This window comes from Thalassotalea sp. 1_MG-2023, assembly GCF_030546745.1.
GTDB lineage: Bacteria > Pseudomonadota > Gammaproteobacteria > Enterobacterales > Alteromonadaceae > Thalassotalea_C.
This window is the reverse complement of sequence record NZ_JAUOPD010000004.1, coordinates 24,191-44,873: the sequence shown is the minus strand read 5'-3', so window position 1 is coordinate 44,873 and position 20,683 is coordinate 24,191. Positions and strand designations below refer to the sequence as shown.

18 protein-coding genes are annotated in these 20,683 nt (G+C 39.6%); 8 read left to right on the top strand and 10 right to left on the bottom strand.

Annotation, left to right across the window (positions count from 1 at the left end; genetic code table 11):
• Positions 1-30: 30 nt before the first annotated feature.
• The gene (gene metE / locus Q4489_RS04155; protein ID WP_303477490.1) at positions 31-2,283 is read right to left on the bottom strand and encodes a 5-methyltetrahydropteroyltriglutamate--homocysteine S-methyltransferase; all 2,253 of its coding nucleotides are present in this window, start codon (positions 2,281-2,283) and stop codon (positions 31-33) included.
• Between the two features lie 106 nt (positions 2,284-2,389).
• Between metE and Q4489_RS04150 the strand changes: the two genes are divergently transcribed.
• The 3 genes from Q4489_RS04150 to Q4489_RS04140 are packed head-to-tail and all read left to right on the top strand — an operon-like array spanning position 2,390 to position 4,121.
• A complete protein-coding gene (locus Q4489_RS04150) occupies positions 2,390-3,265 on the top strand; it encodes a LysR substrate-binding domain-containing protein (RefSeq protein WP_303477487.1) in 876 nt (291 codons plus the stop codon).
• An 8-nt stretch (positions 3,266-3,273) separates the two neighbouring features.
• Positions 3,274-3,693: a secondary thiamine-phosphate synthase enzyme YjbQ gene (locus Q4489_RS04145; RefSeq protein WP_303477485.1), complete on the top strand. Its 420-nt coding sequence runs from the start codon at positions 3,274-3,276 to the stop codon at positions 3,691-3,693.
• 47 nt (positions 3,694-3,740) lie between these two features.
• Complete coding sequence (locus Q4489_RS04140; protein WP_286270064.1) at positions 3,741-4,121, top strand: PH domain-containing protein; 381 nt, start codon at positions 3,741-3,743, stop codon at positions 4,119-4,121.
• A 17-nt stretch (positions 4,122-4,138) separates the two neighbouring features.
• On the opposite strand, the gene alr is transcribed toward Q4489_RS04140, so the two are convergent.
• The 6 genes from alr to rpmE all read right to left on the bottom strand — a co-directional run bounded on the left by alr (position 4,139) and on the right by rpmE (position 9,160).
• Entirely contained in the window at positions 4,139-5,215 is a 1,077-nt protein-coding gene (alr, locus tag Q4489_RS04135) for an alanine racemase (RefSeq protein ID WP_303477886.1), read from the bottom strand.
• 13 nt (positions 5,216-5,228) lie between these two features.
• Positions 5,229-6,644: a replicative DNA helicase gene (dnaB, locus tag Q4489_RS04130; RefSeq protein WP_074495263.1), complete on the bottom strand. Its 1,416-nt coding sequence runs from the start codon at positions 6,642-6,644 to the stop codon at positions 5,229-5,231.
• A 154-nt stretch (positions 6,645-6,798) separates the two neighbouring features.
• On the bottom strand, positions 6,799-7,740 hold the full coding sequence (locus tag Q4489_RS04125; RefSeq protein WP_303477478.1) for a DUF4097 family beta strand repeat-containing protein: 942 nt from the start codon (positions 7,738-7,740) through the stop codon (positions 6,799-6,801).
• 10 nt (positions 7,741-7,750) lie between these two features.
• On the bottom strand, positions 7,751-8,245 hold the full coding sequence (locus Q4489_RS04120) for a hypothetical protein (RefSeq protein ID WP_303477476.1): 495 nt from the start codon (positions 8,243-8,245) through the stop codon (positions 7,751-7,753).
• 4 nt (positions 8,246-8,249) lie between these two features.
• Positions 8,250-8,816, bottom strand: coding sequence for an RNA polymerase sigma factor (locus Q4489_RS04115; RefSeq protein ID WP_303477474.1), 567 nt, complete (start codon positions 8,814-8,816; stop codon positions 8,250-8,252).
• A 131-nt stretch (positions 8,817-8,947) separates the two neighbouring features.
• Complete coding sequence (rpmE, locus tag Q4489_RS04110) at positions 8,948-9,160, bottom strand: 50S ribosomal protein L31 (protein ID WP_074495253.1); 213 nt, start codon at positions 9,158-9,160, stop codon at positions 8,948-8,950.
• Positions 9,161-9,384: 224 nt separating this feature from the next.
• Here rpmE and priA point away from each other — a divergent pair, with 224 nt between their 5' ends.
• The 4 genes from priA (at position 9,385) to hslU (ending at position 14,388) form a co-directional block, all read left to right on the top strand.
• Positions 9,385-11,598, top strand: coding sequence for a primosomal protein N' (priA, locus tag Q4489_RS04105; RefSeq protein WP_303477471.1), 2,214 nt, complete (start codon positions 9,385-9,387; stop codon positions 11,596-11,598).
• A 160-nt stretch (positions 11,599-11,758) separates the two neighbouring features.
• Positions 11,759-12,307 carry an SPOR domain-containing protein gene (locus Q4489_RS04100; protein WP_303477469.1) on the top strand — a complete coding sequence of 183 codons (549 nt, stop codon included), beginning with the start codon at positions 11,759-11,761 and terminating at the stop codon, positions 12,305-12,307.
• A 213-nt stretch (positions 12,308-12,520) separates the two neighbouring features.
• Positions 12,521-13,039 (top strand): ATP-dependent protease subunit HslV, encoded by a 519-nt coding sequence (gene hslV / locus Q4489_RS04095; RefSeq protein ID WP_303477467.1) that lies wholly within the window; start codon positions 12,521-12,523, stop codon positions 13,037-13,039.
• A 20-nt stretch (positions 13,040-13,059) separates the two neighbouring features.
• On the top strand, positions 13,060-14,388 hold the full coding sequence (hslU, locus tag Q4489_RS04090; RefSeq protein WP_303477465.1) for an ATP-dependent protease ATPase subunit HslU: 1,329 nt from the start codon (positions 13,060-13,062) through the stop codon (positions 14,386-14,388).
• A gap of 84 nt (positions 14,389-14,472) precedes the next feature.
• Here the strand turns inward: hslU and Q4489_RS04085 are convergent, their stop codons facing one another.
• Both Q4489_RS04085 and Q4489_RS04080 read right to left on the bottom strand, forming a co-directional pair.
• Complete coding sequence (locus Q4489_RS04085) at positions 14,473-16,326, bottom strand: methyl-accepting chemotaxis protein (RefSeq protein ID WP_303477463.1); 1,854 nt, start codon at positions 16,324-16,326, stop codon at positions 14,473-14,475.
• 100 nt (positions 16,327-16,426) lie between these two features.
• Positions 16,427-18,430, bottom strand: a complete 2,004-nt coding sequence (locus tag Q4489_RS04080) for a bifunctional diguanylate cyclase/phosphodiesterase (RefSeq protein ID WP_303477460.1) — start codon at positions 18,428-18,430, stop codon at positions 16,427-16,429.
• Positions 18,431-18,590: 160 nt separating this feature from the next.
• On the opposite strand from Q4489_RS04080, the gene rraA reads away from it, so the two are divergent.
• On the top strand, positions 18,591-19,076 hold the full coding sequence (gene rraA, locus Q4489_RS04075) for a ribonuclease E activity regulator RraA (protein WP_303477457.1): 486 nt from the start codon (positions 18,591-18,593) through the stop codon (positions 19,074-19,076).
• A gap of 21 nt (positions 19,077-19,097) precedes the next feature.
• Here rraA and Q4489_RS04070 read toward each other — a convergent pair whose 3' ends face one another.
• Complete coding sequence (locus tag Q4489_RS04070; RefSeq protein WP_303477454.1) at positions 19,098-20,654, bottom strand: EAL domain-containing protein; 1,557 nt, start codon at positions 20,652-20,654, stop codon at positions 19,098-19,100.
• Positions 20,655-20,683 lie beyond the last annotated feature (29 nt).

The following is a 20,683-nucleotide window of genomic DNA, read 5'->3' as shown; positions in this document are numbered from 1 at the left end:
ATCCAAAATAGAAGTTAATCGCGTGTACGATTAACTTTCTTGTCTTAATTCTTGTGCTGCAGTCACCATGTTTTTAAGTGCAAGCTTTGTTTCTTGCCATTGTCGAGTTTTCAAACCACAATCAGGGTTCACCCATATATTTTCTTTCTCGATATAATGCTCAGCTTTGTTGATCAATGTTTTAATCCAGTCAACCGTTGGCACATTCGGGGAATGAATATCATAAACACCAGGGCCAATATCATTTGGATATCTTTGTTGTTCAAATGCGCCAAGTAACGCCATGTTAGAGCGCGACGTTTCAATGGTGATAACGTCTGCGTCTAAACTACTAATAGCCGGCAAAATTTCGTTAAACTCTGAATAACACATATGCGTATGTATTTGCGTACTATTTTTGGCGTTTGCCACCGTTAGGCGAAAGCATTTTGTTGCCCAGTTAAAGTACTGTTGCCATTGGCTTTTTTTGAGCGGCATCGCTTCTCTTATTGCAGGCTCATCAATCTGAATAATGTTTAATCCTGCATTTTCTAAATCTGTAACTTCATCAGCAATGGCTAATGCAATTTGCTTAGCAACGGTTGCTCTGGGTTTATCTTCGCGTACAAACGACCATGACAAAATGGTGATTGGCCCCGTTAACATTGCTTTAACCGGCTTTTGAGTTAACGACTGCGCATAGGTGAGCCATGTTGTGGTCATTGGCTGCTTACGCGCTACATCACCATAAATAATCGGTGGTTTAACACACCGTGAACCATAGCTTTGTACCCAACCAAATCGAGTAAAGGTAACCCCTTCTAGCTGCTCTCCGAAATATTCAACCATATCATTGCGTTCAGCCTCTCCATGAACTAGCACATCCAGGCCAATATCTTCCTGTATCTGAACCGCTTGTTTTATTTCTTCAAAGATACTTTCTTGGTAATGTACATCATCAATGGTTCCTTTTCGCCAGTCAGATCGAAGTTTACGAAGACCTTTTGTTTGCGGAAATGAACCAATAGTGGTCGTTGGATACAGTGGTAAATCGAGATGTTTTTGCTGAATTTTCTTGCGATCTTCAAAGTTCGCGTTACGCGTATAGTCATCAAACGCTAACCCATCAACGCGCCTTTCTACCCATGCATTACGACATAAAATTGAAGCGAGTTTTTCATTAACGGGCTTAGAGTAGTCATCTAACGCTGCGGTATTTTGTGTCAATAGCGCAGTTTTTAGTAATGCGAGCTCTTGGCATTTTTGTTTCGCAAACGCCAACCATTGCTGTATCTCAGTATTAAGTGACTGTTCAGATTCAAGATCTACCGGGCTGTGTAATAGCGAGCAACTTGGTGCTATCCATAAGCGCTCTTGAAACTGCTGATATAGCGGGTTTAGCCATTGATAAACCTTACTTAAATGGCTTTTCCAAATGTTTCTACCATCAACAACCCCTAATGAGATAACCCAATCATTTGGTAATTTAGCGACGAGCTCTTGAACATTAAATGGTTCAGCAACAGTGTCAACATGCAAACCATGAACAGGGAGTGATGCAATCAAATCTATATGCGGCTCTACACTGCCAAAATATGTCGTTAATAAACATTTAATGTCACCTGGTTGTAATTTCTGGTACGCTGTTTTAATAGCCTGTTGCCATTCTTGGCCAATTTCTAACGATAAAATAGGCTCGTCAATTTGTACCCATTCAACGCCAGTGTGTGCTATTTGCAGAAATATATCGTTGTAAGCTTCAAGTAACTTAGGTAAATGCTTAATATTAGCTTCACTATTTTGCGCTAAATATAAATAGGTAACAGGGCCAAGTATTACCGGCTTTATGTTATAGCCATTCGTTTTTGCTTGGTTTATTTGTGCTTGTAACCTTGATGCGTCAGCAGTGAATGTTTGGTTTTCTGCCAGTTCTGGCACAAGGTAATGATAATTTGTGTCAAACCATTTAGTCATATCACTAGCGGCACAACCACAACTTGTTGCACTTTTACCGCGTGCAATTTGAAACTCTAGATCAAGCGCATCAAGTGTGTGAGAAAAACGTTCAGGAATAACACCCAACATTAAGCTTGTGGTTAGCACGTGATCATAATGAACAAAATCGCCAACAGGCAATAAATCAACGCCAGCCTCAGCTTGTAACAACCAGTTCTCTTTTCTAATGTCGTGACTAACTTTTAATAACTCTTGTTGAGAGATATTGTTTTGCCAATATGCCTCTAGGGCAAATTTTAATTCGCGTTGTTTACCTATGCGTGGAAATCCTAGGTTGTGAATACGCATGTTTTCTCCTTTTAATTATAGACGTCTAGATGTTTAAACATATATAATCAAAAATTAGTCATGTTGAATAACGCATATTTTTCACTGGAAGAGGAAATAATTTCATATGTTGGAAATAAAACATTTAAAAACCGTGCATATGCTGTCTGTGCACGGCACCGTTCGACGTGCAGCCAATGAATTATTTATGAGTCAATCTGCGTTATCTCATCAAATAAAAGAACTAGAACATCGTCTAGGTGCCAGTTTGTTCCATCGAAACACGCACCCAATAAAATTCAGTGCTCAAGGCGAAGCTATTTTAGCGCTCGCGTTAAAAGTATTACCGAGTGTTGATGAAACAATTGCCCTATTAAAAGGAGGACGCGCGCCACATCAAACGTTATCGTTAGCAATAGATTGTCATGCGTGCTTTCAATGGCTTAGCCCGGTCATCAGCAAGATTGAACAAGAGAACAATGTTCAATTAGAAATCATCGACAGCTATTTCGGTGAAGATGATAACAAAGCCGACTTGCGCTTTTCAGACCAAACTAAGTTCTCCAATAAATATCAAGTGGAAGAAATTGGCGAATTTGAATTATTAGTTGTTCTACCGAAAAACCATAAATTAGCTAACAAAGCAGCATTAACAGCTTCTGATTTCAGTCATGAAGTATTGTTAACTTACCCTGTTCCTACGGCCGAACTTGATGTGTTTACTCAAGTACTATTGCCAAATAAAATTACGCCAAAGCAAATTAAACAGGTTCATCATAGTCACTCAATGGCTCAAATGGTGGCCGCTGGTTTAGGTATTGCCGTGTTACCCGATTGGTTAATTCATAGCTTTTCGTGGCAAAAACAATTAGAGGTAAAAAGGATAACTCAACATCCTATGAAAAAAACACTATCATTAGTGTATCAACAGCAATCAGATTTATCAGCGTTGGTTGGAAGTGTGCTTCCGTTAATTCGACAATCTTTTAAAGAACTTAAGTAATCAATATTATGTGGCAACAAAAAACATTTCAGCTACCCGCAAAATCACGAGGGTTTCATTTGATCACTGATGAAATAACAGACCACTTACCGCACATATCAACCATTGAATGCGGTTTGTTACATCTTTTCATTCAACATACTTCTGCCTCTTTAACCATTAATGAAAACGCGGATATAACAGTAAGAGAAGATTTAGAACGCCACTTTAATGCCTTTGTTCCCGAAAATGCGCCGTATTATCAACACACTTACGAAGGCGCTGACGATATGCCAGCACATATAAAAGCGAGTACGTTAGGTAGTAGCGTATCTATTCCTATTACCCATGGAAGGTTAAACCTAGGTACTTGGCAAGGGGTGTATCTTGGTGAACACCGCAATTTCGCAGAAGCAAGAACCATCATCGCCACTATTCAAGGACAATAATTTGTTTTATGGTATTGATGACAACTCATCAATAACAAGGAAATTTTATGGGCTTTTTATCAGGATTAATGGGTAATGCATCACAGGTTGATGTAAATGAGCTAGCCGAAGAGCTCTCACCTATTTTAGCAAACAATGAAACCATTGAACTTGGATTTAAATTAATTCGTGATAAATTTATTTTCACCAGTGATCGATTAATTTTAATTGATAAACAAGGCCTAACAGGTAGTAAAGTTGAATATCACTCAGTGCCATATAAAGCAATTACTCACTTTAAAATTGAAAGCGCCGGCCACTTTGATCTCGACTCAGATTTAAAAATTTATATTTCTGGTCACGATACGCCAATCAGCAGAGAACTAAGAAAAGGTGACGACATTGTCGCTATTCAAAAAACACTCGCTAACTGTTTATTTGCTAGATAACCGTTAATAAATTCACGCTATTTAAGGCGTGAATTAACGCGCTTACTAATATTACATAATAATTCGTAAGGAATAGTAGTTGCGTGCGCGGCAACCTCTGCAACACTTAATGACTCGCCCCAAAGTGTTGCAACATCACCAAGGTTATCCGTTGATGTTTGACCTAAATCAACGGTTATCATATCCATTGATACGCGACCAACTAAGGGGACACGGCGACCATTTATTAACACTGGCGTACCATTAGCAGCATGACGTGGGTAACCGTCACCATAACCAATGGCAATAACACCAATAGTGGTATCTTTATCACTACGCCAATTAGCACCATAGCCAACGCCTTCCCCAGCCTTAATGTTTCTAATGGCAATTAAGCTCGCTTGCAAAGTCATTACCGGCACAATGTCATGAACATTATTATTAGCATCATGAAGCATCGGAGAAACACCATACAGCATTAACCCAGGGCGAACCCAATGAAAGTGGCATTCCGGCCATGCCCATACGCCCGCGGAATTGGCCAAGCTTTTTTCATTACTAAAAGAGGCGGTTAACTGATTAAAGCGAGCAAGTTGCTCGGTGGTAGCAGAATCTTGAGTATCATCAGCACAGCCTAAGTGGCTCATCACGACAATATCATTTTGTACATTGTCACTCGCGGTTAATTGTTGATAAAAATCTTCAAATTGCTCAGGGTTTACGCCTAAACGATGCATACCCGTATCAACTTTTAACCATACTTTTAAAGGCTTCTCTAAATCAGCGTTTAAAATAGCCGTTAGTTGTTGTTCGTTATGTACAATCGTTTGCAAATTGTTAACGGCTAAAATCGGTAGATCTTGCGCGGTAAAAAAACCTTCAAGCAACACTATGGGTTTGACTATACCATCTGTTCTTAGTGCTAATGCTTCTTCGATTCGTGCCACCCCAAAAGCATCAGCCTGTGGTAACGCCTTTGCAATACGCTCTAGCCCATGGCCATAAGCGTTTGCTTTCAGCACAGCGAGAATTTTGCTGTTAGGCGCTTGCGCTTTTATCGCTGCATAGTTTTGTTGTAACGCGGCAAGGTCAATTAATGCAGTCGCGCTTCGAATACTCATTACTAAATTAATCTTCTTCTAATACATGAGGGCCGGCATAATTATCAAAGCGAGAAAATTGCCCTTGGAAGGTTAACGGTACCCGGCCAATTGGACCATTACGTTGCTTACCAATGATAATTTCGGCCATCCCTTTAAATTCAGAGTCATCGTGATACACCTCATCACGATAAATAAACATAATTAAATCGGCATCTTGCTCAATAGAGCCTGATTCACGTAAATCTGAGTTAACAGGACGTTTGTCTGAGCGTTGCTCTAGACTACGGTTTAGCTGTGATAAAGCAACGACGGGGATCTCTAATTCTTTCGCTAAGGCTTTAAGTGAGCGTGAAATTTCAGCGATTTCTAAGGTACGGTTATCAGAGAACTGAGGTGCTCGCATAAGTTGAAGGTAATCGACCATGATCATACTTAAGCCACCATGATCTCGTGCAACACGTCTCGCCCGAGAACGCACTTCTGTCGGCGTTAAACCGGCGGAGTCATCAATAAACATTTTACCTTTTTCAAGTAACAAACCCATGGTTGAAGACAAACGTGCCCAGTCTTCGTCATTTAATTGCCCTGTTCGTATTTTGGTTTGGTCTATTCGACCTAACGACGCCAACATTCTCATCATGATTTGCTCTGACGGCATTTCGAGAGAAAAGATCAAACAGGGTTTATCTGATGTCATTGCTGCGGTTTCACACAAGTTCATTGCAAAGGTTGTTTTACCCATTGAAGGACGAGCAGCCACAATTATAAGATCAGAAGGCTGTAAACCTGCGGTCATTTTATCAAGATCAGAAAAGCCGGTCGTAACACCGGTTACCCCATCATGTGGTTGTTGATAAAGCTTTTCTATACGGTCAACGGTTTTCTCTAACACATTATTAATGTTTTCTGGGCCTTCAGATTTATTTGCCCTTTTTTCGGCAATCTGAAACACACGTGTTTCAGCTAAATCTAACAGTTCAGCACTGCTACGCCCTTGAGAATCAAAGCCGGCTTCTGCAATTTCATTAGCTACTGCGATCATTTCACGCGTTACTGCACGTTCCCGAACAATGGCTGCATAGGCTGTTATGTTGGCCGCACTTGGCGTGTTTTTCATCATTTCAGCGAGATAAACAAAACCGCCTGCATCATCAAGCTTTTGATCATTTTCTAACGCTTCTGATAGCGTGATCAAATCTACAGGATCGCCAAGCTCAATCAATGAACCAATTGTTTCAAAGGCGATGCGGTGAGAGCGACTATAAAAATCTTCAGCAACAACACGTTCAGAAACACGATCCCACGCTTCGTTATCGAGCAATAAGCCGCCCAATACAGACTGTTCGGCTTCAAGCGAATGTGGTGGTACCTTTAACTCGTCGACTAATTGGTCATGTTTCTTATTGTTTTTGGAAAAATTTGCTGGCTTGCGATCTGCCATTCATACACCTGTATTGATTTATCTGTATCAGTGATCGTTGCTAACGTTTATTCACTGAAAGCTAAGGCGAGTATTATGGCTTAGAAGAACGTTTTAAGTAAAGAATAAGCGAAGAAGATTATGAGCGACTGCTAATGAGCCGCTCAAGGTAAACTTATTTGAATAAGCGAATAGTGCCACTAACGGTTGTTGCTTTTACGGTTGCGCTACCGTTCCCCGCCTCAAAGTTAAGCTTAGCTCTTGGCGAGTACTTACTTTCAACCGCTTTATCACTGGTAATATGGTTTATTAAATCACCACCTGCATGTGTTTTTAATCGAAAACTTGCATTCACATCAGCGGTAAATTTTAGGGCAATATCACCACTAACAGAAGACATTTTAACTCGACCATTATCTGCTAATGCTAGTTCACCTTCAATTTCACCACTTACTGAAGACAATTCTAATTCATCCACCGTTGCCAAACTAAATGTTAGATCACCTGATACAACACCTAAGTCAACTTCTGTCGCATTTGATTGCGTATCAATTTCGCCACTTACTGCTCGAAGCTGCAAGCGACCACTTGAGGCTTTATCTGATATTTCACCACTGACAGTAGTCATGGTGACTTTGCCTTTGGCGTTAATGCTTTTAATATCGCCGCTTACTGTTGAAATTTCTATTTGATGGTCAATATCGCGAATATCGATATCTCCACTCACGGTTTTGCCTTCTATACCTTTGGAAATACTTTCTAAATTAAAATCAGATGACACCCCGGAAAACTCTACTCGCATGCGTTTGGGCACCATAATCACTAAATCAGAACCATCATTATTACGATAGTTATGATGATTTTTCATGCGCACTTTAATATCAATAACACTTCCGTTTTTATTAAAATCCAGTGCTTTTGCATGTTCATCAAGCTTACCCTTTACCAATACTTGATTTTTATCCCAGCCCTTTATCGCAACTTCACCGCGCATATTTTCAACGTACACTTTGCTAACACCTTCACCAGACATGGTTTCATCTATTAGATCATTTGAAAATACAGGTAAGGTAACAATAGCGCTAAATATGCCTACCAGTAAAAATAACGTTTTCATAAACCTTCCTTTAAATTGTTTGCCATTGCGGGCTGTATAACTTTTTGATCAAATCTAACTCTTGTTTTTGAGTCCAACGTAATAAATTAAGTAAATCACCATTATTTTCATCTTTTGCAAGTGCTTTTTGTATTGCTAGCTGTGCTTCTTGCAGCTCAATTAACTGGGTTTTCATTGTAGATGACAACTGAGTTAAATCAGGTTGCCCTAAGCTGGTTAACATAAGTTGCTTTTGTTGTTCAAAGTCTTGCTTCATTATTTTGGCAAGGCTTTGCTGTTCAGTAACGTCAGTGACCGGCGTTAAACTTAACCAAGACACTACCACTGCAACAACGATACTGGCAGCCCAAGCTACCGGGTAAAATGATTGTCGTTTGCTTGTATTACTTGATTGTTGCGCGATGGCTTTTTCTATACCAGGCCAAAGGTCTCGTTCAGGTGTACGCTCTTTCGGTAATTGCGCTACTTGTGTTTGTAGTTCGCTATCGGTTAACGGTTTTTTCATGCTACTACTCACTTAATGCTTCTTTTAACAATGTTTTAGCTCGGTGATATTGAGCTTTACTTGATCCAACAGCCATTCCAGTCATGCTAGCAATTTCTTCGTGTCGATAGCCTTCCACCGCAAATAGCACAAACACAATACGCGCTCGTTCTGGCAACTGTTGAATGTGCTTATCTAACTCATGTACTTCAACATGATCAGACATAACAACGGTTTGCTCTTCAACAAATTTGTCTTCCACGCTGAATACTTTTTGTATCCATGTTTTTTGCTTTCGAAGATGATTTAACACCACATTTGTCGCGACACTATGAAACCATGTAGAAAACTTGCTATCACCACGGAAGTGACTAATTTTTTGCCACATTTGCACAAATACTTCTTGGCAAATATCTTCTGCGCTATCTTTATCTGCAAGCATTCGCCAACACAACGCATATATGCGTTTATGATGACGCTGGTATAATTCAATGAACGCGTGTTGCTCTCCGCGTTGTGCTTGTGTTACCAGCTCAAAGTCTTGATCTTGAGAAAAGCGTTGCTGTGCGTCAATAACTTGAGAGTTACTCAAATGCTCTTTCCATGTTGGCTGTTTAATCATTTAGATGCAGTATGAATAAAAAAGGTTTAAAAGAAAAAGTTTCACGCATAAAAAAAGCGCCATCACTAGGCGCTTTTCTCAAACGAAATGCATCATTAAGCTTATTTCTTGCTTAATGCACCAAAACGTTTGTTGAATTTATCAACGCGGCCACCAGTTTCAGCAGCTTTTTGCTTACCAGTGTAAAATGGGTGACATTCTGAACATACGTCAAGGTGAATGTCTTTCGCTCTCGTTGAGCGAGTGTTGATTACGTTACCACAAGAACAATGTGCCTTGATTTCAACGTACTCAGGATGGATACCTTCTTTCATGGAAAACCTCTAAATATGGGCCGTATCGCCACTCAGTCGAACCAATTTCGCTAAGCACCATACGTGTTAAAAAATAATGGTGGCGAATAGTAATTGATAACTCGTCGGTATTCAAGAAAAATAAGGACGTATTAGTGAAAAAATAACCAAATAATATATCGCTTGGCATCATCGCCAATAATAAGCAAAATAGTGTCTCTGATCATTAATAATAGTTTTTCACTTTGTCTGATTGTTTTCTTGTACAAGTTGCGATTCCTGTACCACTACGCCAGCAGTTTACTTATTTGGTACCACAAGCTTTACAGCACCCTCAAATTTCAGAGGGCGAACAGGTATTAGTTCCTTTTGGCTCTCGGCAAGTAATCGGCGTAGTTATTGGCTTACAACCAGATGAAAACGTTGATTTTGATCTTAAAAAACTAAAACCTATTGTATCTAGGGTAAACCCTGAACTTGCAATTCCTAGTGACTTAATAAAACTATTAACCATCAGTGCCCATTATTATCAACACCCTATCGGTGAAGTATTTCAGCACGCATTACCCGTTTTATTGCGGCAAATATCGCCTTCAATGCCTGAAAAAGAAAGAGTATGGCGTTCATCAGCTAACGACGTTACTCAGGTGTTGGCACAATTAACAAAAAAACGAGCAGTGAAACAAGCGGCACTATTATCATTAATCGCGAAACATCAAAACATTACTTGGCCCGAATTAAGAACGCTTGGTTATAGTAAACAACAATTATCAGCATTAGAAGAAAAGCAATTTATACATGCCGTTGAGCAAGAGCTAACTAAGTTTAATTGGCGAAAAGACAGCTTAAATAATTCAGATAAACTGTCGCTGTCTACCGAACAAGCAGTAGCTGTTGCTGCAATTTCACAGCATAAAACTGAGTTTCAATGCCATCTTTTACATGGTATTACCGGTAGCGGTAAGACAGAAGTCTACCTTCAAGCAATGGAGCCTATCCTTGCTGAAAACAAGCAAGTGCTAGTATTAGTCCCTGAAATAGGTTTAACGCCGCAAATGCTTGCTCGTTTTGAACAACGTTTTAATGTACCTGTTGTGCTACACCATTCAGGATTGAACGATAAAGAACGTTTTGCCACTTGGCAACACGCGAAGCAAGGTAACGCAGCCATAATCATAGGCACGCGTTCAGCGGTTTTTACGCCTTGTAAACAGCTTGGGATGATCATCGTTGATGAAGAACACGACCCCTCTTTTAAACAACAGGATAGTTTTCGTTATCACGGCCGTGACTTAGCCATCATTCGCGCAAGGCAACAAAATATTCCAATCGTACTAGGCAGTGCTACCCCAAGCTTTGAGTCGTTGGCAAATGCTAACCTTAAAAAATATTGTTATCACCAACTAACAAAGCGTCCCGGTAACAGTGTCCAAGCCACGTTAAAATTAATTGATGTTAATGGCCAATCAATGGCAAGTGGATTAACGCCTGCAACCGTACAAGCAATTAGTCAAACCATCGCTAAAGATGAGCAAGTATTGGTCTTTATTAATCGCCGTGGTTTTTCACCCGCAATAAACTGTAAAGAATGCCACTGGGTGGCTGACTGTCAACGATGCAACCGTCCTTATACCTTGCATAAATCACAAGGGTTATTAATTTGTCATCATTGTAATAGTCAAAAACGAATTCCTAAACAATGCCCTGATTGCGGCAGCATTCGGATCAACCCTGTTGGCCAAGGCACCGAACAAGTTGAACAATGGCTAACAGAACGTTTTAGTGATCATAGCGTGGTACGAATAGACCGTGATAGTACCAGACGTAAAGGTGAACTAAGTAAGCGATTAGAACAAGTAGCTGCCAAACAACATCACATTCTTATTGGCACTCAAATGCTGGCAAAGGGCCATCACTTTCCTGATGTTACGTTAGTGGTCATGCTCGATATTGACGGCGCATTGTTTAGCATTGATTATCGTGCAGCCGAGCATATGGCACAACTACTAGAACAAGTTGCTGGCCGTGCGGGTCGCGCCAGTAAACCAGGCACGGTATACATTCAAACGCAATATCCACAACACCCGTTATTACACCAACTAGTGCATCAAGGGTATGCCGAATTTGCCAACTCGGGTTTGCAAGAACGTCAGTGGGCTAAATTACCGCCCTATAGTTTTCAGGCATTGATTCGTGCTGAAGCCAACACACCTTATCTACCTGAACAATTTTTACGACATATTAGTCAATTAACGCTTACTTGTAACCTTGCTGGCCCAATGCCTGCAGCTATGGAGAAAAAGGCGGGTAAATATCGCTATCACTTATTAGTGCAGGCTGGTGCTCGTAAAGAGTTACATCAATCGTTGCAGGTAATACTTGCTGAAGTTGATAGTATTGAAAGTCAAAGTAAAGTGCGTTGGTCAATTGACGTAGATCCAATAGATTTAAGTTGGTAAACACCCCCTTAGTAAATAGTAAGTACAAATATTGACGAGCCCACCAGGCCTTCAATATCAAAATAAAACCGATTATTTTTCATTATTGCTTTGAATTTTGACTTGCTCAGTTACAATAAGCCATTCACGCTTTAAGTTTCAGTTATCATGTAGTAAACCAATGACGCATCAAGATTACGTTTCCCGAACCAAAAATAAAAAGAATCCTTATAAAAAGCAACAAGCGCCTGCTCCAAAAGTAGTGACAGCAAAATTAAAATTGTTAATCGTTATTGCACTAACATTCGGCATAGGTTTTGGTTATTTATTATGGTCTATTAAAGATATTACGCCTGAAGAAGCGACAACAGTAAATAGCAACCCCTCCACTAAAAAGGCGACTACTTTACCTGAGCCGCCAAAAGAAAAATGGGCTTACCCTCAGCAGTTACAAGAAAAAGAAGTTGATGCCGGTGAGTATACCGTAGAAGACAGAGGCCCTTGGAAAATGCAATGTGGCTCGTTTAGAACACAGCAACAAGCTGAAAAGATGAAGGCAACCATAGCCTTTGCCGGATTGTCATCTCATATTAGTGCATCAAGCGGTAGTAATGGTACTTGGCATAAAGTGTACTTAGGTCCATATGATAAAAAACGAGATGCTGAACGCGACAAACATAAATTACGTGGTAACCGCATTAGCACCTGCCAAATTTGGTTATGGCGATAACTGACTCGATTTTTATCTCTCGCTATCTTGGCAATTAAGCCAAACAGACTTTCTTTCCCTTTTGAACGTGTTGTTTGCGCTTAATTGTACGCTTAATCTTGAAAAACCCGTAAGCGCACCCATCTAATCTACAATGTAATTAACTCGCTAATTTATACTCCCGCAATTTAGTTAAGGTGAGTATGATTTAGCAGACACCTGTAGAGGTTTAACGTGACGACTATTGTATCAGTAAGAAGAAACGGTAAAGTTGCCATCGGTGGAGACGGACAAGTTTCTTTAGGTAATACCGTGATGAAAGGCAATGCCAAAAAAGTACGCCGTTTGTATAACAACAAAGTATTAGCTGGTTTTGCTGGCGGCACTGCAGATGCATTTACTTTGTTTGAACGCTTTGAAAGCAAACTCGAAATGCATCAAGGACACCTAACAAAAGCTGCTGTTGAGTTAGCCAAAGACTGGCGTAGCGACCGAGCATTACGCAAATTAGAAGCATTATTAGCGGTTGCTGATGAAACAGCTTCTTTGATCATTACCGGTAACGGCGATGTTGTTCAACCAGAGCACGATTTAATCGCGATTGGAAGTGGTGGAAACTTTGCGCAATCAGCCGCAACAGCATTACTTGAAAATACAGAGTTAACCGCCTCAGAAATTGTTGAAAAATCATTAAAAATCGCTGGTGATATCTGTGTATTCACCAACCATAGTTACACCTTAGACGAACTATAACCAGCGAAAAGGAATCATCTATGTCAAATATGACCCCACGTGAAATTGTACATGAATTAGATAGCCATATTGTTGGTCAAGCTGATGCAAAAAGAGCGGTAGCTATTGCATTAAGAAACCGTTGGCGCCGTATGCAGTTAAATGATGAATTGCGCCAAGAAGTAACGCCCAAAAATATACTCATGATTGGTCCAACAGGTGTTGGTAAAACAGAAATCGCACGTCGTTTAGCTAAATTAGCCAATGCGCCCTTTATTAAAGTAGAGGCGACAAAGTTCACAGAAGTTGGTTACGTTGGTAAAGAAGTAGAAACGATTATTCGTGATCTTGCTGACATGGCATTCAAAATGACCAAAGAGCAAGAAATGGCCAGAGTGAAACATCTTGCCGAAGAACGTGCAGAAGAACGAATTCTTGATGTTTTAATACCAAACCCACGCGATACTTATGGTAACGATGAATCTTCTGAAAATACCGCAACACGGCAGGTATTTAGGAAAAAGCTGCGTGAAGGAAAGTTAGACGATAAAGAAATTGAATTAGAGCTAGCTGCACCGCAAATGGGCGTTGAAATCATGGCACCTCCAGGCATGGAAGATATGACCTCGCAACTACAAAACATGTTTCAAAATTTATCGCCAGAAAAAACAAATAAACGCAAATTAAGAATTAAAGATGCGTTTAAATCGTTACAAGAAGAAGAAGCAGCTAAAATTGTTGATCAAGAAGACATCAAAGTAAAAGCCCTTGAAGCAGTGGAACAAAACGGTATTGTCTTTGTTGATGAAATAGACAAAATTTGTAAACGCGGTGATAGCTCAGGCCCAGATGTGTCACGCGAAGGTGTACAACGCGATTTGCTTCCACTCGTTGAAGGTTCAACCGTCTCAACGAAGCATGGCATGGTAAAAACTGATCACATTTTATTTATTGCATCAGGTGCCTTCCAAATGGCAAAGCCTTCTGACTTGATCCCTGAGTTACAAGGCCGTTTACCGATACGCGTTGAGTTACAAGCGTTAACAACGGAAGATTTTGTCAGAATTCTAACCGAACCGAGTGCCTCATTAACAGAACAATATACAGCATTGTTAGCAACTGAAGGCGTCGACTTATCGTTCAGTGAAGACGGCATTCAAGCGATTGCAAAAGCGGCATGGCAAGTAAATGAAAGCACTGAAAATATTGGCGCGCGTCGTTTACATACCATGTTAGAGCGTCTAACAGAAGAGTTATCGTTTTCCGCTAATGATAGAAGTGGAGAAGCTGTTGTGATTGATGAAGCTTACGTGAACAAAACCTTAAATAACGTTATACAAGATGAAGATTTAAGTCGGTTTATTTTATAGCTCATATTTCATAAATGACAAAAGCCATCGAAATATTTCGATGGCTTTTTCGTCTGTGCTAATAAAAATAAAGTGTGATACCAATTACACACTAAACTGATTAACTTCTTTATCAAGTACCTGCGCTTGTTGTGACACTTCTTCACTCATTTGTGCATTTTGGAAAGCCGCTTGACCAGCCTCTTCTGCCACATCACGGATCATAACAACGTGTTCGTTGACCTCTTGAGCAACAGTGCTTTGTTGTTGTATAGCACTCGCAATAGCCGTATTCATATCCATAATAGTTGAGACATCTTGGGTAATTTCTTCTAACATTTTACCCGCTGATGCTGCTTGTTCCGCACTTTCTTGGCCTTGCGTTCTACATGCAGCCATATGAGTGACTATATCTTTAGTACGCATTTGCAATGAATTGATAATGGTTTCAATTTCTTGTGTTGAATCTTGCGTACGACTCGCTAAGGTTCTCACTTCATCGGCTACTACGGCAAACCCTCTACCTTGCTCACCTGCTCGAGCAGCTTCGATAGCAGCATTTAATGCAAGTAAGTTAGTTTGTTCAGCAATGCCACGAATAACATCAAGTACAGAGCCAATGGTGTCACTATCTTTCGCGAGCTCTTTAACGACATTTTCTGACTCTAATAAAGTATCCGATAAGTGATCTATTTGACCAATGGTAGAATCTACGCCTGTTTTCCCCGCTTGTGCATTATCGTGAGTAGTTTCCGCTTTTCCAGCAGCTTCATGGGTGTTCTTGGCAATTTCTTCCACGGTTGCAACCATTTCAGTAACAGCAGTTGCCACTAAATCAGTTTGCTGAACTTGCGTATCTACACCCTCGTTTGCCTTGTGAATATTTTCAGATAAACTTCGAGTTGCGGTATTCACCGTATTAACAGAATGGTTCACTTCAACAATTAAATTTCTAAAGCTGGCGATCATAGTATTAAACACCCTCGCCACTTGTGCTAATTCGTCATTTTCTTTGGTTTCAACAATAATTGAGAGATTTTTCGTTTCTGCAACACGATTCATGGTGTTTTTCAAATTGTTTACACCATCTAAAATAGATTTACTTACATAGTAGGTAAAGGCAACAGCAATAAGTAATACGATTGCAAACACCCCTACCGCTACTTTTCCTACAAAGTCAGTGTGCTTGTCAACCAATGCTTTACTGGTATTTAGTAGCGATAATAGGTTTTCATCCACCTGATGTACCGCGGCCCGCATTTCCCCCATCAACCCTAAGTCCGCTTTAAAGCCTAGTTCACGCTGCGCATCAGTTAATGCTTTAAAAGATGATTGATATTGCGCTAAGCTATCAACAATGGTTGCTCGTGTATCAGCAGCAAGCGTACTAGTATTAACGTAATTGACAAACCTTTGTACGTTGTTATTCCACCGCGAAATGTATTTATCATCTAAACGCAGCATGAAGTCTTTTTCATCACGACGTAATTGCAACATCATGCTCAACATTTGATGATCTTTATTACCAATAAGCGTTTCAACATGCTGAACTGCGGCTCGTAAATCCCCATAAAGGCCATCTTGCGGATTAAGCCCTATGCGTTGTTGAGCTTCAATCATATTAGTAAAATGCTGTTCATAATCAGTCATTACACTTCGCATTCTGTCAATTTCTGGGGGATTATCATCTATTAAAAATTGTTCGAGCTGGTTAATATCATGGGTAAGAGTGTTATAGGTTTTTTCAAATCTTTCTTTATATTTTAAATCTTTACGAGCAAGAAAGTCTTTTTCATGTCGTCGTAATTGTAGAACTGACACCTCAATATTTCCGATAGTTCTGGCCACGGTGATGTCTTGTTCTAGAGATGACTCGGTATACGAAATTAACAGCAGCATAAAAACCATTGCTAAGCCAAGTATTGTGGTGTTGGCGATTAGCTTATGTTTAATCAACATATATACAACCCTTTAATGGTAAAACTTGTTCAAGGTAAGTATAGACTTTATCGGCAAGATTGAGAGAAATGTAAGCGCTTTTTTATAATTATGTACAATTTTATTCTCGGCGTGAAAATTGACTAACTAATTTTTCTTCTGTCAACGGACGGTTGATATAAAAGCCTTGCACGGCATCACAGCCAAGTTTTCTTAATAGTGCGAGTTGATCTTGATTCTCAACTCCTTCTGCCAATACACGTTTACCTAAACCATGAGACAATTTGATCATCGACTTAACAATGGTTAAGTCAGAATCATTACGAGCGAAATCGGTAATAAAACTACGATCAATTTTTATTTTGTCTATCGGCAGATCACGCAAATAAGACAAAGAAGAATAACCGGTGCCAAAGTCATCAATAGAAACTTTTATCCCCATATTTTGTAACGTGACAATGGTGTCCATTGCAGACTCCATATCTGTGATCACCACATTTTCAGTGATTTCTAACTCAATATACTTTGAAGGAACCTGATATTTAAGCAGCAACCCTTGTATTTTTGAAACTAAGGCAGGATCTTGGAACTCAGCCGCACTGACGTTAACAGCAATGGTTAAACGTCGCTTAAAGCTTTGATACCAGTTAGCAAGTGTTTGACAAGCAAGTTCAAGCACATAACCATCAAGTACACTATTCAGCCCAAGGGCTTCAAAATCTGGCAAAAAGCTATCAGGCTGTAATAATCCCTTTTCAGGGTGCTGCCAACGTACGAGTGCTTCCACGCCTTCAATGCGGTTAGAAACTAAATTTAATTGTGGTTGAAAATACAATACAAACTGTTTTCGCTGTATTCCCAATCTAATTGCCTTCTCAGCCGCAGGTAAGTGGCTACCATCTGCTTGCATACCTGCGGAATAACGTAAGCTTGGAATATTTTTATTTTCTGCGCGAAACAGCGCTAAATTAGCTTTATGTAATAAATTTTCTGCTTCATCGCCGTCACTAGGCGCTAAGCAATAGCCTACACTCGCTTGAAGGTGTATTTCTTGGTTGTTAACACGGTAAGCGCGAGAAATCACATCATGTAAATGTTGAGCCGCTTTTTCTAGTTGGCCTTCATCACCTATTTCGATCGCAAAAACGAAAGAATCACCACTGATCCGCCCAATAACCTGCGGTAATAACACACTTTGCTTTAAGCGCTTAGCAACCTTACCAAGCACTAAATCTCCAACTTTCAAACCGTAAGTATCATTAATAAATTTAAACCTTTTTAAATCAATTAAATAGATTGCCAGCTTGAGATTTTTATCGGTTGCTGTTGATATGGCTAATGGAATATTTTCAATCACTTGCTCGCGGTTTAATGCCCCAGTAAGTAAATCGTGCTTCCCCATATATTTAGCGCGACTTATCGCGACTTCCGCAGCACTTCTCTCAGCACCTTGCATCCATATTATTAAATTAACACCCAACACGGCATAACAGGCAAAATCAAAATAACGAAAAATAAGCTCTATCTGAGCGAAATTATTTTCACGCAGCATCACGACAGACAAAAATGAACAAATCAAATAACGGATGCTAAACAATAGGCAAATAACAACCATTACCTTCGCAGCCAAAAAACGTTTTTGACTATTGATCAATAAAATTGCAACAGCGAGAAATACCCCTGATAAAATGAAATCTAATAAGCTCACCCGTAAATAGAAACGATTAAAAGCAGCGTTTACGTCAAAAGCAAAAACAAAGGATGCTGCTAATGAAAACGTCAACACTAAACCGAGTAACCAACTTTGATGCTTAAAAATAGCAGGAGACTTCTTGAGTGCAGCTAAAAACCCTAAAACAAAAAATAACGCAAAGGTGTAAGCCCCCATTTGGGTAATGAACGCGATGATAACTTTAAGCCACGTAGTATCTGCAATATGTGGTGTGAAATTTTGCCATGCTAGTGCTAGATATTTTACCGCTAATCCCGTAAAAGCAAGCCCCCAATATTTCACAAAACCTTTATCAACATCCTTATAATATTCATAAAGAAAAAATGCCAGCACGAATGAAGTACACATTTGAAACGTGTACAAAAAGCCTACCGTATATGTGCTCTCTGGCATCACTACACTATTACCTAATTTGTCTTTACTTTGAATTAACGCATTAAATCGACTTTTACATTTGATTACAAGTGCAATTTCTGTTGTCGACTTGTTAAGTGCCGTAAGCCCTGTATACTAAACGCTAATGTAAGATCATTAACCACAAAAGGATTCACCCGTGGAATACAATACCTCAGAATTATGTAATTTGTATGCCGATGTAATTGACGTAGTAGAACCTCTATTTTGTAATTACGGTGGTAGAAGTTCTTTTGGGGGACAAGTGGTTACGGTTAAATGTTTTGAAACAAATGGTTTAATTTCGCAGATGGTTGAAACCGATGGCACCGGCAAGGTATTAGTTATTGATGGTGGCGGTTCGACAAGACGTGCGCTAATCGATGGTTATATCGCTGAAGCAGCTGCAAAAAATAACTGGGAAGGTATTGTGTGTTTTGGCAGTGTCAGAGATGTCGACTTATTGGAAGATATCGACTTAGGTATTCAGGGTTTAGTTGCAATTCCAGTCGGTGCAAGCGACGAAGCTCATGGCGAAACAGATCTTCCAATCAATTTTGGCAGTGTTACATTTTTACCTGATGATCATATATATGCCGATAATACCGGTATCATTTTATCGCCAGATGCGCTTGATATAGAGTAATGTCAGCTTTTTTGGCATTACCTACCCAAGCTGCTTGGTTTTGTTTTGCCAGCTAACACACCAATCTATAATTTGTTCTTTTTGTAAACCAGCGTGAATAATTTTTCCTTGAGCAATATCGCCGCCAATAGCGACAAAATTTTCTTTCAATGATAATTTATCGATACCTTTTCCTATCACTGAAATTTCCATTTTTCTGATCAAGTTTATCAGCGCATTAACAATCGTTTTATCAACCCGATAACCTGCTATATCATCAATATGACTGCAATCAATTTTCACTTGATAAACTGATGCTCGACGCAAATACTTTAATGCTTCATAACTGCCTGAAAATTCATCTACTGAAATGTTAGCACCGAGCGCCTTTAATTGATCTATCATCATGCGCGCTCTATAGGCATTACTCAGTAATACTTTTTCGTGTAACTCGACAATAAGCTGGCTTAACGGTATGTCATTTTGTTCTGCTTGCAGTGCAATAAAGTCAGCAAGTTCAGTTTCTAATAACGCACTACTACTTAAGTTAACCGAAACCGTTGCCGTTATTCCATTCGCTTTGGTTAATGCAAGGAGTTCAAAGGCATCGCTGAATAACATTTTAGTCAATGGATATAATACGTTGCTATAAGATGCTAATTGTTCAAACTCTGCTTGGGATAGATTTTCATCAAAATGTTTACGCCAATCGAGTTTCATCTCAAAACCAATAATTTTATCTTGAGTGAAAGATACTTGTGGCTGAATAAGTGATGTTAACTCACCTCGTTGCTGACATTTGCGTAATTTTTCCATAAGAGCAAGTTGACGTTTGCTATGTATAGCATGACTCGTTTCATAATAGCGGAACGTTTCCCCCGTACGTTCAGCAAGTGATAATGCATCGCATGCATCTGTCATCATACTTGAGGCATGGTGCTGCGAGGTGCCTGAGCAAATTCCTAGCATTAATTCAAAATTCAACGAGCAACTTTTAACACTTATCGCTTTGGGCACGATATTAATTAATGTTTGGCATAAGTCTTCAAGCACTATTTTTTCAGGGTATTGAAAAGCACTTTTATCAACAAGCACAGCAAATTCTAAGCCTTGTAACCGACACAACTTTATTTGCTCATTTTGATCATTTCCCAAATTGATTAACAGCGCTTTATCTTGTAAGCCTTGCTGCATTTTATAGGCAAATTGCAGCAGTATTAGATCAGAGTTTTGGTGGCCAAGCACATTATTCACTTGATCAAAATTTACCGGCTTAAAAACGATAACCGCGATATTATTTGCGCCTTTTTCTTTTATTACCTTTTTAAGCACTGTTAAGCCACGCTGCATTACAGGTAAATTCGTGACCGCATCTCGAGCAAAAGTCTGTGTCGTAGGTAAGTGCTTTGTTTGACGAATTTGACGCCTTTTGCCGTAGGCAATAAGTTGCATTAACAATAATGCGAGTAGTGCTCCGACGACTAAAGCAATAATAAGATGATAAAACTGGAAAGTAGCAACGAACAAACTGTCCGCTGCAAAGGCATAAGGCGCTAAAATAAGCATCATTAACAGCAAAATAAAACGATTAGCAATCATCACCATATGTACCTTTCAACAGCAAGCCG

Excerpts from the sequence above, each read along its gene's own strand:
- metE (WP_303477490.1), bottom strand. The coding sequence starts at position 2,283 with ATGCGTATTCACAACCTAGGATTTCCACGCATAGGTAAACAACGCGAA.
- Q4489_RS04150 (WP_303477487.1), top strand. The coding sequence starts at position 2,390 with ATGTTGGAAATAAAACATTTAAAAACCGTGCATATGCTGTCTGTGCAC.
- Q4489_RS04145 (WP_303477485.1), top strand. The coding sequence starts at position 3,274 with ATGTGGCAACAAAAAACATTTCAGCTACCCGCAAAATCACGAGGGTTT.
- Q4489_RS04140 (WP_286270064.1), top strand. The coding sequence starts at position 3,741 with ATGGGCTTTTTATCAGGATTAATGGGTAATGCATCACAGGTTGATGTA.
- dnaB (WP_074495263.1), bottom strand. The coding sequence starts at position 6,644 with ATGGCAGATCGCAAGCCAGCAAATTTTTCCAAAAACAATAAGAAACAT.
- Q4489_RS04125 (WP_303477478.1), bottom strand. The coding sequence starts at position 7,740 with ATGAAAACGTTATTTTTACTGGTAGGCATATTTAGCGCTATTGTTACC.
- Q4489_RS04120 (WP_303477476.1), bottom strand. The coding sequence starts at position 8,245 with ATGAAAAAACCGTTAACCGATAGCGAACTACAAACACAAGTAGCGCAA.
- rpmE (WP_074495253.1), bottom strand. The coding sequence starts at position 9,160 with ATGAAAGAAGGTATCCATCCTGAGTACGTTGAAATCAAGGCACATTGT.
- Q4489_RS04100 (WP_303477469.1), top strand. The coding sequence starts at position 11,759 with ATGACGCATCAAGATTACGTTTCCCGAACCAAAAATAAAAAGAATCCT.
- hslU (WP_303477465.1), top strand. The coding sequence starts at position 13,060 with ATGTCAAATATGACCCCACGTGAAATTGTACATGAATTAGATAGCCAT.
- Q4489_RS04085 (WP_303477463.1), bottom strand. The coding sequence starts at position 16,326 with ATGTTGATTAAACATAAGCTAATCGCCAACACCACAATACTTGGCTTA.
- Q4489_RS04080 (WP_303477460.1), bottom strand. The coding sequence starts at position 18,430 with ATGCCAGAGAGCACATATACGGTAGGCTTTTTGTACACGTTTCAAATG.
- Q4489_RS04070 (WP_303477454.1), bottom strand. The coding sequence starts at position 20,654 with ATGATTGCTAATCGTTTTATTTTGCTGTTAATGATGCTTATTTTAGCG.